Source organism: Ruegeria sp. HKCCA5463, from assembly GCF_013034175.1.
In the GTDB taxonomy this organism is placed as follows: domain Bacteria; phylum Pseudomonadota; class Alphaproteobacteria; order Rhodobacterales; family Rhodobacteraceae; genus Ruegeria.
Genome location: NZ_WQFL01000002.1, coordinates 266,575 through 279,067, shown reverse-complemented (window position 1 = coordinate 279,067; position 12,493 = coordinate 266,575). Strand labels below are relative to the sequence as shown.

Here is a 12,493-nt window from a genome sequence, read left to right as displayed (position 1 = left end):
GCTGATGAAAGACCTGAACACGCTTTCATCAGCCGTCTGGCAGGATGGAGAGATGCTGGAATGTGTCTCGGTCGTGCCCGAGATGCCGAACACCGCCAGCTTTTCGTTCCGTGCCCCCTCGGGGGCGCAGTTCGCCTATCACCCCGGTCAGTTCCTGACGCTCGAGATTCCGGCGCCCGGCCAGCCCGGAGGCGTTGTGCATCGCACCTACACGATCTCATCGTCGCCGTCGCGGCCGCGGTCGATCACCATCACCGCCAAAGCGCAACCCGACAGTATCGGCACGCGCTGGATGCTGGACAATCTTCAACCCGGCATGCGGATCAAGGCCATTGGGCCCGCGGGCCTGTTCACCAACGCGTTGAGCGATGCGCGCAAGTTCCTGTTTATCTCGGCTGGCTCGGGCATCACCCCGATGATGTCGATGACCACCTGTATGTGGGACGAAGGCCGCGATCTGGACGTTGTCTTCATCAACTGCGCCAAAAGGCCATCCGAGATCATCTTCCGCCAGCGCTTGGAACAGATGGCCAGCCGCACGGATGGTTTGGACCTGAAATTCGTGGTGGAAGAGCCGGACCGCTACCGCCCATGGACGGGATATCAGGGTCAGTTCAACCAATTGATGCTGGGGCTGATGGCGCCGGATTACCTTGAGCGCGAAGTCTATTGCTGCGGTCCTGAGCCCTTCATGCAAGCGGTACGCGACGCGCTGGCCGGTCTTGGTTTTGATATGAACAACTACCATCAGGAAAGCTTCGGCGCGCCGGTGGAAACCGAGGCGGATCAGCCCGAGTTGGATGACGTTGTTCTGGACGACGACAGCAGCGCCGAGATCCTGTTCGCGACCTCGGGCGTGACGGCCAAGGTTGCCGAGACCGACACGGTGCTTGCCGCCGCCCGCTCGGTTGGCCTGAACATACCGTCAGGCTGTACCTTCGGCGTGTGCGGTACCTGCAAGGTCAAGAAAACTGCCGGAGAGGTCCATATGGTCCACAACGGAGGGATCTCGGAAGACGACATCGACGCGGGGTACATTCTGGCCTGCTGCTCGAACCCGATCGGCAAGGTCGAAATCGAGGTTTAGGCGCTTCGCATCACGATCAAAGCCGCAGCGTGGCTGACACCCGCTGCGGTTTTCGGCGCGGTTTTTCTGCCCTTTGCAGAACACGGGCCGGATTGGGTCGCCGGACGTCCGGAGCTTTCCCGCCATCTCACAAACGCGGCTCAAGCATCTGCCTTTGTCTTCGCCGGCCATCACGCTATTGTAGAAAACGCGAGAAGAGAGAGCCCCACAATGCCCGCGGCTGTTCCCTGCGGCAGTTCCTGAGCACCCTTACAAGGGTTTGAAGAGGTTCTGGCGGTCAGTCAAATGACCGCACATCTGGAAAACCAACGAAAACATGATCACAGGCACGCGCCTCGCAGACGACCCCTTGCGGCAATAAGCTCAAGCTGACGACTTCATCGTCCGCGGACCGGTTGATCAATCATGGCAGTGGATAATGTGTTCGTCGGCGCGGTGTCGAAGCTTGGGCCCGGAGCCAATACGCTAAGCTTGTCCGAGAGTAGGTGTAAGCGATTGGATGAGCGTCATCAGGCCAGAGAACCCATTCACTAAGACGCACCAAAGCAGCGTTGATTCAGTTGATCTATCAGAAAACGGGTACTATGCGCGCTGTCCAACTGTTGCTTGGCCATAGCAAGACGGACAGTACAATGCGAAACCCGGAATGGACGCGCAACAGCAGCCAAGACGTACATTTTATTGGTCAGAGGCTGCCCCTGATGTTCCTCGAATTGTCAGGGTTGCAGAATACTCGAAATGGCGAACTGGCATTTCAGGTGTTCGCATGCGGTCCAGAAGGATCTCGGCCAATCGCGTACCCAATTTTTTTGGGTTGATCGCCATTGTTGTGAGGCCAGGCGTCGAGACGGCGGCATCTTCGATGTCGTCGAAGCCTACTACTGAAAAGTCACGCCCGGGTTTCAAATTGGATTGGATCAAGCCAAAGCATGCCCCAAGTGCAACAACATCGCCATTGCAAACAACGCCTGTTACCTCAGGGTGTCGCTGACGAAGTGCGGTGATTGCTTCAACACCAGAGCGTTTTGTTTCTTCGCATGGCCAGATAACCGGATGCACGCCGCCCAATTTCTCCAAGGCACTCAGATAACCGGCGATGCGCTCTTCGCGCACAGACGTTTGTTCGGTTCCGCCTAAGTAGGCGATGTGCCTGTGCCCCAAATCAATCAAGTGTTGTGTGGCCTGCACGAGGGCCTCTTTGTTTAGAACACCAACGTGATCCAGAGACTGAGACACCTTTCGCATGAATGTGACAGCAGGAACACCGTGAGCATCCAGAAGCCCCATGGCGTCCCCGCTGGTGTTGAGTGCCGGAACCCAGATCAGACCACGTCGACCAAATCTGATGCAGGCTTCCAGAAGGCGGTCCTGGCGCTGAAGGTCTCCTTGAGCATCGAGGACCGAAACCATAAAGCCCTCGGCCTCCAGCAGGTTAACAGCGCCGCTAACGACCTCTGCGTTGAACGGGTTTGCCAACTTGTTAAGGATAAAGCCGATTTCGCGATTGTCGCCCGATCGCATTGTGGCCGCAGCGTGATTTGGGACGTATCGAAGCCGCTTAGCCGCGCTCAAAACTTTTTGACGCGTTTTTTCTGAAATTCGACCTGTGTCGCGCAAGACCTGACTAACAGTTGGTACTGACACGCCAGCTTCTTTGGCAACGCTGGAAAGGGTGGGTTTCTTCGCCATGGATGAGTTTTTGTAGGTATAACGTTTTGTCTATTTTGCAGTCGAAATCGAATACTTCAAGTAAAATATGGAAACATGAACGGGCTATCCGACTTGACTCATGATAAAACGATATATCATAGTGCCAACATTCGCCATAGACTGATCCAAGATTGTCGGCGAGGGAGGGAGGTTGCCAGATTTTGGCCAGCCCCAGACAAACGGAGGAAAACATGTCCATTCAATCGAAACTTGCGGGTGCCGTATCAGGTTTGGCTATTCTTGTTGGCGCAGCTGCCGTACAAGCCGAAACTCTGTTCTGGTCGACCCAAGCCCGTCCTGCTGAAGAGGCGCAAGCCATGCGGGCCGAGGTGCTTGGTGGATTTGATGGCGAAGTTGATTACCAGCCAAACGAAGATGGCCCTTGGTTGACCCGGCTCCAAGCCGAGTTGCAGGCGGGCTCGGGTAGTATTGATCTGCTGGGCTCTTTGCACGGCAACTTCTCGGCAATGAACCCCGATGATCTGATGGATCTCAGCGATCTGGGTGTGATGTCGGCGTCGGACACTTTCAACGATCTGGCTAAGCTGGGAACGGACAGCCTGCAATACATGCCGTGGATGCAAGCGAGCTATATCATGGCCGCCAACAAGGAAGCGCTGCAATACCTGCCAGAAGGTGCAGACGTTAACGCGCTGACCTATGACCAATTGATCGCATGGACAGCCAATGTCGAACAAGCGACTGGTCAGAAGAAATTCGGTTTTCCGGCTGGGCCCAAAGGGCTGAAACACCGTTTTTTCCAAGGCTATCTTTACCCGTCCTACACTAACGGTGTCGTGCGAACGTTTGCTTCGCCCGAGGCTGTGACCGCATGGGAGAAATTCAAAGAGCTTTGGAGCCATACGAACCCTGCATCAACCAACTTCTCGTTTATGCAGGAACAGCTATTGAACGGAGATGCGTGGATCGTCTTCGATCACACCTCGCGCCTGGCGCAGGCATTCAATGAACGCCCCGATGATTTCGTCGCCTTCCCGGCGCCTGCAGGTCCGACCGGCCGTGGCTTCATGCCTGTTCTGGCAGGTGTTGCCATACCGCGCACCGCGCCGGATGCAGAAGGTGCCAAAGCTCTGGTAACTTATCTGATGCAACCAGAGACGCAGATCGCAACTCTGAGAGCCACTAACTTCTTCCCTGTAGTTGACGTCGAGTTGCCAGACGATTTGCCGCCTTCGGTAAAAGCTGCCGGTGAAGCCGTTGCCAAGATGAGCGGTTCGGCAGACGCCAATCCTGGATTGTTGCCCGCAGGTCTGGGCAGCATGGGCGGTGATTTCAATCGTGTCTACGTAGATACGTTTGAACGCATTGTTCTGGCTGGCCAGCCCATCGAGCAGGTACTGGATGATCAGAAGAAACAGCTTGAAAAAATCATGACCGAAACCGGCGCGCCCTGCTGGGCACCTGATGCGCCTTCGGAAGGCGCGTGCCCGGTCGAGTAAGACCTTCCAACGGTCGGGCCGCTGAAATAGCGGCCCGGCTCCCCAGCATTTTCCCAACTTGAAGGAGCGGTCCGATGGAAGCGCGGCTATTGCCATACCTTCTGATCCTCCCGGTGACTCTGTTTCTCTGCCTGTTCTTTCTTTACCCGTTTGCGTTGGTGGCGCAGCAGGCTTTTGGAACCGAGAGCGGTTTCTCACTGGATAATTTTCGCGAGGTTGTGAACTACTGGAAGTTCCCGATTTCAATGAAGAACACTTTTCTTCTGGCAGCGGCTGTGGTGCCGATCCAGTTGGCCCTTTCGCTTCTGATGGCCACAATGGTCACGAAGATGCAAAGGGGACGCGATCTGGTTCTGTACATTTGGACCATCCCGCTGGGCATTTCGGACCTTGCTGCTGGCATCATCTGGTTGGCTATCTTCGAGCAGTCAGGCTTCCTGAATTCGATGATGGTGGGATTGGGTGTCACTGACCAACCTGTGAGTTTGCTGAGCTATCAGACCCCCTGGATTGTATTCCTTGCGATTATGCTGGCCGAGATTTGGCGCGCAACCGCGATTATGCTTGTGATCCTTGTCGCAGGCATCGGCTTGATACCCAAAGAATACTACGAGGCCGCAGACGTGTTTGGAGCCTCGCGCTGGAAGCAATTCACGCGGATCACCCTGCCCCTTTTGCGCCCGTCCTTGCAAACGGCACTGGTCCTGCGTGTCATCCTTGCCTTTGAGGTTTTTGCCGTGGTCGCAGCCCTTGGGGGCACGATTTTTCCGGTGCTTATGGGCGAGATCTATGCCTATCAGTTTGATCTGCAAAATGGCGGTGCGGCAGCAGCACTCGCGATCATCGTTCTGATTATCTCAATCGTCTTCACTCTGATCATTTTGCGCGCCTTGCGCGTCCCGAAAGGAGCCACGATATGACGGCTGTTGCAGACGTAGTTGCCCCCGACGCACGTAAGGCGGGGAAGGGGCTTTACCGGGCCGGGGTTATCCTGCTGTGCGCCTGGGTGATCGTCCCGCTCTACCTGCTGTTTGTGAACACGATGTCCTCACCGGATACTGTTAACAGCTTCCCCAAGAGCTTCCTCCCGGAATTTGACATGGGATCCTTGGAATTCTTTGCGGGGTTCCAGGGAATGCTGGCGGCACTGTGGAATTCAGTTGTGGTTGCTTTGATGACGATGGTGATGTCCATCGCGATCGGAGCCCCGGCTGGGTACGCCCTGTCACGGTTCGACTTCCGGGGGAAGGAACTGTTCCGCCTTTTGATCCTGCTGACACGGGCTTTCCCACTGCCACTGCTGGCGTTGCCTCTGGCGGTTCTCTTTATCCGCACGGGTCTGGATGACACAGCCTTCGGTCTGGCCCTTGTCCACACCACACTGGCAATCCCCTTTGCGGTGCTCATAACCTTTTCGCTATTCTCAGGCATTCCGCTTGAGCTGGAAGAAGCGGCCTGGACATTGGGCTGCACGCGGCTGACCGCCTTTACCAAGGTGATCCTGCCGTTGGTCCTCCCGGGGATCACGGCCTCGGCTATCTTTGCCTTCGTGATCTCGTGGAACGAGGTTTTCGCAGCCGCCGTTCTGACCATCGAAAACCGGACGCTTCCCGCGTTCCTGTTGCAGACCCTGGGCGAAGCACCGCTGCATCTGAAATTTGCAGGCGGGTTCATTCTCGTGGTGCCTGCACTGATTTTCATCTTCGCCGTGCGCAAATATCTCTTTGCCATGTGGGGTATTGCCAACCGCTGAGCGGTGGCTGAAAGGAAACTGTTATGGCTGAAATACAGATCAAAAACATCGCCAAGAACTTTGGGTCCTACCAGGCTCTGCACGACATCAACCTGACCATCTCGGATCAGGAATTCATGGTGCTTTTAGGTGCTTCGGGCTGCGGCAAGTCCACGCTTTTGCGTATCATTGCCGGGCTCGAGACAGCGACCACCGGCGAGGTCTGGATCGGTGGTCGCCGGGTGGATCACCTGTCGCCAAAGGATCGCGGTATCTCGATGGTGTTCCAGAATTACGCGGTGTTCCCGCATCTGACGGTGTTCGAAAATATCGGCTTTGGTCTGCGGATGCAGAAACTGCCCGATGCGGAAGTCAAACGTCGGGTCGAACGCACCGCTGGATTGATGCATATCGAGCAGCTTCTGAAGCGCTATTCGGGCGAGCTATCGGGTGGTCAGCGCCAACGGGTCGCCGTTGCCCGTGCATTGGCGATGGAACCGGATGTGATCCTGATGGACGAGCCGCTGTCTAACCTTGACGCATTGTTGCGGATGGAGATGCGGGCCGAGCTGAAGGGTGTTCTGGCTGAAAGTAAAACCACAGCAATCTACGTGACCCACGATCAGGTCGAAGCTATGTCCATGGCTGACCGGATCAGCGTCATGCATCAGGGCAAAATAGTTCAGGCCGCCTCGCCTATCGAGGTGTACCGGGATCCCGCGGCCGAGTTTGTGGCCAGCTTTATCGGCAATCCGCCAATGAACTTCCTTCCTGCCGAAGCAGCGGGTTCCGGGCGCTGGAATGTGGCAGGGCAAAACCTTGACGGGCCGGCAAACGGCAAAGAGCTGAAATGGGCGATTCGACCGGAAGATCTGCGCATTGCAGATCAGGGTTTCGGAGCGCGGGCCAAAGTTGTGGAGCCTCTGGGCGCGCATTTGCTGGTGACTTGCGATGTGGACGGACACCAATTCCGCGCTGTGCTGGATAGTGAGCTCGACGTGAAACCAGGTGACGTACTCACCTTGGCGCCGCAAGAGGGTCGCGGACGCTGGTTTGACCCCAAAACAACTCTGGCCGTTGCGTAAAGGAGAACCACGATGAGCCAAGCGCTGATCGATCAGGCCTGCAAAGTAATGGAAGGCAACGACCGTGGCAGTTATACCGTGCCTACCCACGGTCTCTATCCCTTTCAGTGGAACTGGGATAGCGCATTGTCTGCGCTAGGCTTTTCGCATTTTGACATGGACAGGGCTTGGGTCGAGGTCGAGACCCTAATGGCCCATCAGTGGGAAGACGGTATGGTGCCCCATATCGTTTTTCACGAACCCGATGACGGCTATTTCCCCGGTCCTGACGTCTGGCAAACCGGCCAATCTGTACCGACGACCGGTATCACCCAGCCGGCGGTTGCGGGACTTGCCCTGCGCAAACTCTATAATCGGGCCGAAGACAAAGCCGCCACCCGGACGCGGCTTGCTGAACTTCTGCCCAAGGTCCACGCATGGCATCAGTGGTTCTACCGCAACCGCGATCCAGAAAACACCGGGCTGGTGGCAATCATTCACCCGTGGGAATCCGGGCGAGACAACTCGGTGGACTGGGACGAAGGGCTGGATGCTGTACCGACTGAGGGCATAGCACCGTTCACGCGACGCGATACAACACATGCCAATCCCGATCATCGCCCGACAGATGATCAGTACCAAAGGTATATCTGGTTGGTGGAACACTTCCGCGGATTGCGATGGGACAACACAAAACTACATGACGCCTCGCCTTTCCGATTGGTTGACCCGGGGTTCAATGCCATCCTTATTCGGTCTTGTGACGATGTTGCGGAATTAGCGGAGATTTTGGGTATTCCTGCCATGGCCTCTGAAGCACGCGAAATGGCCACCAAGGGCCGTGAAGCGTTGGAAAGCTTATGGAATGCAAATCTTGGACAATACACGTGTTACAACCGCGCCGCCGGGAATCTGCAAGACACGCCAACGGTCGGCGGGTTACTTGCGGCAATTGCTCAGGTGCCTCCCGAGCGCGCCCAAGCCCTGGTGCGAAGGATCGCCTTGCTGTCCGAGCGATGCGATTATCTGGTGCCAAGCCACGACCCGGCGGATGACGCCTTTGACAGTAAACGCTATTGGCGTGGACCGACATGGCTGGTCGTGAACTATATGATTGCCGAAGGGCTTATCCAATCAGGACAGGAAGCAATGGCACAACGTATCCTTGCTGGCAGCTTGCGCCTCATTGAGAAAAGCGGCTTTGCGGAATACTATGATCCCATCAGCGGTGAACCGTGTGGGGGTGGAGATTTCACTTGGACAGCTGCAATGGTGATTGAAATTCTCAAGATTCAAAAAGTGCCCGCATGAAACGTTCGCGCATCAACGAGATTATGGCGCAAGCAAATGAGCTAATTCGCTCTCACGGTTTCACATTGCCGCCGTTTGCCTATTGGACGCCGGAAGAATTTAAGGCTCGTGAAAGCGATGCCCGTCACGTGATTGACGCGCGTTGCGGTTGGGATATCACTGATTACGGCGACGGTGATTTTGATCGGATGGGCCTGTTTCTTTTCACCCTGCGCAACGGTCTGCAGAGCGACTTAGCGAAAGGCGGCGGCATGTGTTACGCTGAGAAGCTTTTGATTTCACGGCAAGATCAGCTTTCGCCGATGCACACGCATGTTCTGAAGGCAGAAGATATCATCAACCGTGGTGGCGCGACCCTAGTGATCGAGCTTTTCGGCTCGGATGATGCCGGAGGTTTTGCAGAGGATCGCGGCGGCGTAGTCTGGCTGGATGGTATCCGCCGCGATTACGGCCCGGGCGAGAAACTGCGCCTGGCCCCCGGTGAAAGCGTCACCCTTCGCCCTGGTGATTGGCACGCGTTTTGGGGCGAAGGTGGCGATGTGCTGATCGGCGAGGTCTCGACCGTCAATGACGACGAGACCGACAATGTTTTTCGCGACCCAATTGGCCGATTTGCCGAGGTTCAGGAGGACGTCGCGCCGACACATCTTCTGGTCAGCGACTACTCAAAATGGCTAGGCTGATTGATGAAGCCATTGGAGGAGTTCGTGGCGTCTTGGCGCGAACTTAACGCTCTCTATCCGAGTTTGGGCGGTCATCCTTCACAGAAAATTGGCAATATCTATAGGCTTCATTTGCCCGTTCGCTGCGTTGTGCTTCAACAGCTGGAAACGCGAACAACGCCACGGTTTTAGGATCACCACGATATTCATTTCGCCTGAAAATTAGACGTCACTTAAGACGACAGTATCAAATCGAGCCTGAACGACTTGAAAATTCTGATTTGAGCGTGAAACTTAACACATGAGTGAGTATTTTGATGAAATGTTCAACGGCGATGGATCACTCAGAGGTCCATATGAAGAGATCGGCCGCTGGTTCAATGCTGAAGACGTATCACGGCTGAGGGCGAAACAGCGTGAAGCCGAAGAAGTTTTTAGGCTGACGGGCATCACCTTTAATGTTTACGGCAAAGCAGAGGCAGAGGAACGACTGATACCGTTTGATATCGTGCCGCGTGTCATTTCGGCACGAGAGTGGCAGCGGCTGGAACGAGGTATCGAACAGCGAGTTCGGGCAATCAACGCGTTTCTTCATGACATATACCACCGTCAGGAAATTGTTCGCGCAGGCCGTGTGCCGGCTGAGATGATCGCCGCAAACGAAGCGTTCCTGCCGCAGATGCTGGGCATCACGCCACCTGGTAAGGTTTATACGCACATAGTCGGTGTTGATTTGGTGCGAACCGGGCCGGACGAGTTTTTTGTGCTGGAAGACAATGCGCGTACGCCGTCCGGTGTGAGCTATATGCTCGAGAACCGGGAAACGATGCTCAAAATGTTCCCGGAACTGTTTAGCACCACAAATGTCCGGAATGTTTCCGATTACCCGCGTAGTTTAAGACGGTCTCTGGCTGCATGCGCGCCAGCTTGCGCCGAGGGAGAACCCACTGTCGCCGTGTTGACGCCTGGCATCTACAATTCAGCCTACTACGAGCACGCCTTCTTGGCAGATCAGATGGCCGTGGAATTGGTCGAAGGTCACGACTTGCGGGTTGTAAACGGGCGTGTCTGCATGCGCACCACCAGAGGTTATAAACCCATTGACGTTCTCTATCGCAGAGTGGATGACGACTTTCTGGACCCGTTGAATTTCAACCCCGACAGCGCATTAGGCGTGCCGGGTATTCTGGACGTTTATCGCGCTGGCGGTATCACGATTGCGAACGCCCCGGGAACAGGCATAGCCGATGACAAGGCGATCTATTCATACATGCCTGAAATCGTTGAATTCTACACGGGTGAGAAGCCCCTGCTTCAAAATGTTCCCACGTGGCGTTGCAGCGATCCCGAATCTCTGTCCTACGTACTGGACAATCTGTCCGAGCTTGTTGTGAAAGAAGTGCACGGGTCTGGCGGCTACGGGATGTTGATCGGCCCGACCGCCAGCAAGAAAGAGATTTCAGCTTTCCGCGACAAGCTCAAAGCGCGGCCAGCGAACTATATTGCTCAGCCGACACTGTCGCTTTCAACCGTTCCGATCTTCGCGCGTTCGGGGCTGGCCCCCAGACATGTCGATCTGCGGCCTTTCGTATTAGTGTCGCCTGAGGGGATCAAGATCACTCCCGGCGGCCTGACCCGCGTGGCACTAAAGAAAGGGTCATTGGTCGTAAACTCGAGCCAGGGCGGTGGAACCAAAGACACCTGGGTTCTGGAGGACTGACCATGCTGGGAAAAACTGCTGGTGGGTTGTTCTGGATGTCCCGCTACCTGGAACGAGCGGAAAACACGGCCAGGCTGCTTGAAACAGGTCAGCGGATGGCGTTGACCCGCACCAAGAATTCGACCGAAGAATGGGGTTCTGTTCTGAAAACGGCCGGCGTTCTGGATGGGTACCACGCCAAATACGATGATGTTTCAAAAGACAACGCGGTGGATTGGATGCTGCGTGATGCGGATAATCCATCCTCGATCAAGTCAGTCATCAAACAGGCAAGAGACAATGCGCGCCTTGTTCGAACCGCACTGACACACGATGTTTGGAGCGCAGTAAACTCTACCTGGATGCAGATTGATGATGTCATGAAGCGCCGCGTGAATGAGCGGGACCTGCCTGCGACGCTGGAGCTTATTCGCCAACAGGCGGCCCTGGTTCGTGGCGCTACATTGGGCACGATGCTACGCAATGACATTTTCGACTTCACCCGCATTGGTACCTTCGTCGAACGAGCCGACAATACCGGGCGCATTCTGGATGTGAAATACTACGTTCTTCTGCCCACAGCTTTCTCAGTTGGCTCATCACTGGACAACATCCAATGGGAAAGCATTCTCCGTTCCGTCGGCGCTGGCGGAGGATATCGAATGACCCACGGTGAGAAAACCCAACCGTCTGATATCGCACAGTTTTTGATCTTGGATCAGCGAATGCCGCGCAGCCTTCACTTTTGCTGCAGAAAAATTCAAGAAAACCTTTCTTACCTAAAGAAAGACTATGGCTTTGCCGGGCCTTCCTGCGAGGCCTCGAATGGCCTCTACGAGAAATACCTGGATCAAAAAATCTCTGATATCTTCGAAATCGGTCTGCATGAGTACATTCAGGATTTTCTGACAGATCTCGGCAGCTTAAGTCGACAGATCGAGGTTGATTACAGGTTCTACGAGTAGCCAATGAAACTGCACATTCGACACGAGACACGATACGATTTCGATGCACCCGTTCCCTTCGGGCTGCAACAGCTGAGAAAGACACCAAAGTCATTCCGCAATCAGAACATTGTAAGTTGGAGCACCCAAATCACTGGCGGGCGCAAAGAACTGACTTTTGAAGACTACCACCGCAACACCGTGGAATTGATCAGTTTCGACGTAAACACCCAAAGCATCTCGTTGATTTCAGAAGGCGTTGTAGAAGTGGAAGACACACATGGCGTCCTCGGGCGTCACGAAGGGTCGACTCCATTGTGGCTATTCAAAAGGAGCACCCCTCAGACAACGCCGGGGAAAGGGGTTGCCGAAGTAATAGGCGCGTTGCCCAAAGGCGAACCGCTGGAAAAGATGCATGCCCTTTCCGAAAGCATTCGCACTCAGGTCGCGTACGAGATTGGAAGTTCGCACCCGGGCTGGAGCGCAGAAGACGCGCTCGAATCCGGGTGCGGCGTGTGTCAGGACCACGCGCATATTTTCATTGCCTGCGCGCGACAGATTGGAATTCCTGCACGCTATGTATCGGGTTACCTGATGATGAACGAAACGGAACTACAGGACGCGACCCATGCGTGGGCCGAGGTGCACTTGGACGGGCTTGGGTGGGTTGGGTTCGACGTTTCAAACGGGATTTCACCTGACGATCGATACGTACGCGTCGCGACCGGTCTGGACTATTCCCAAGCTGCCCCAGTAATAGGGAACAGAATTGGGGCAGCGGGTGAGCAATTGACAGTGCAGTTGCAGGTCGCACAGCAATAACG

Annotated in this window: 11 protein-coding genes and 1 pseudogene; 11 read left to right on the top strand and 1 reads right to left on the bottom strand. The window is 55.3% G+C overall.

Going from position 1 to position 12,493, the window contains the following annotated elements; translation table 11 throughout:
- Nucleotides 1-4 precede the first annotated feature (4 nt).
- Complete coding sequence (locus GOW09_RS07425) at nucleotides 5-1,087, top strand: hybrid-cluster NAD(P)-dependent oxidoreductase (RefSeq protein WP_171116998.1); 1,083 nt, start codon at nucleotides 5-7, stop codon at nucleotides 1,085-1,087.
- A 509-nt stretch (nucleotides 1,088-1,596) separates the two neighbouring features.
- Nucleotides 1,597-1,725: pseudogene (locus GOW09_RS22535) on the top strand (integrase); the annotation flags it as partial.
- Nucleotides 1,726-1,765: 40 nt separating this feature from the next.
- Here GOW09_RS22535 and GOW09_RS07420 read toward each other — a convergent pair.
- A complete protein-coding gene (locus GOW09_RS07420; RefSeq protein WP_152459490.1) occupies nucleotides 1,766-2,776 on the bottom strand; it encodes a LacI family DNA-binding transcriptional regulator in 1,011 nt (336 codons plus the stop codon).
- 212 nt (nucleotides 2,777-2,988) lie between these two features.
- Here GOW09_RS07420 and GOW09_RS07415 point away from each other — a divergent pair, with 212 nt between their 5' ends.
- The 9 genes from GOW09_RS07415 (at nucleotide 2,989) to GOW09_RS07375 (ending at nucleotide 12,491) form a co-directional block, all read left to right on the top strand.
- Nucleotides 2,989-4,257 carry an ABC transporter substrate-binding protein gene (locus tag GOW09_RS07415; RefSeq protein ID WP_152459491.1) on the top strand — a complete coding sequence of 423 codons (1,269 nt, stop codon included), beginning with the start codon at nucleotides 2,989-2,991 and terminating at the stop codon, nucleotides 4,255-4,257.
- 74 nt (nucleotides 4,258-4,331) lie between these two features.
- Nucleotides 4,332-5,177: a carbohydrate ABC transporter permease gene (locus tag GOW09_RS07410; protein WP_171116996.1), complete on the top strand. Its 846-nt coding sequence runs from the start codon at nucleotides 4,332-4,334 to the stop codon at nucleotides 5,175-5,177.
- A complete protein-coding gene (locus tag GOW09_RS07405; protein ID WP_152459493.1) occupies nucleotides 5,174-6,010 on the top strand; it encodes a carbohydrate ABC transporter permease in 837 nt (278 codons plus the stop codon). The genes GOW09_RS07410 and GOW09_RS07405 overlap by 4 nt, the downstream gene beginning before the upstream one ends.
- Nucleotides 6,011-6,033: 23 nt before the next feature.
- Entirely contained in the window at nucleotides 6,034-7,074 is a 1,041-nt protein-coding gene (locus tag GOW09_RS07400) for an ABC transporter ATP-binding protein (RefSeq protein WP_171116994.1), read from the top strand.
- Between the two features lie 12 nt (nucleotides 7,075-7,086).
- On the top strand, nucleotides 7,087-8,364 hold the full coding sequence (locus GOW09_RS07395; RefSeq protein ID WP_171116992.1) for an amylo-alpha-1,6-glucosidase: 1,278 nt from the start codon (nucleotides 7,087-7,089) through the stop codon (nucleotides 8,362-8,364).
- Nucleotides 8,361-9,047, top strand: a complete 687-nt coding sequence (locus tag GOW09_RS07390; RefSeq protein WP_171116990.1) for a D-lyxose/D-mannose family sugar isomerase — start codon at nucleotides 8,361-8,363, stop codon at nucleotides 9,045-9,047. Before GOW09_RS07395 ends, GOW09_RS07390 begins: the two co-directional genes overlap by 4 nt.
- A 280-nt stretch (nucleotides 9,048-9,327) precedes the next feature.
- Nucleotides 9,328-10,746 (top strand): circularly permuted type 2 ATP-grasp protein, encoded by a 1,419-nt coding sequence (locus GOW09_RS07385; protein WP_171116987.1) that lies wholly within the window; start codon nucleotides 9,328-9,330, stop codon nucleotides 10,744-10,746.
- 2 nt (nucleotides 10,747-10,748) lie between these two features.
- Nucleotides 10,749-11,690, top strand: a complete 942-nt coding sequence (locus GOW09_RS07380) for an alpha-E domain-containing protein (RefSeq protein WP_152459498.1) — start codon at nucleotides 10,749-10,751, stop codon at nucleotides 11,688-11,690.
- A gap of 3 nt (nucleotides 11,691-11,693) precedes the next feature.
- Entirely contained in the window at nucleotides 11,694-12,491 is a 798-nt protein-coding gene (locus GOW09_RS07375) for a transglutaminase family protein (RefSeq protein ID WP_171116985.1), read from the top strand.
- Nucleotides 12,492-12,493: the final 2 nt, after the last annotated feature.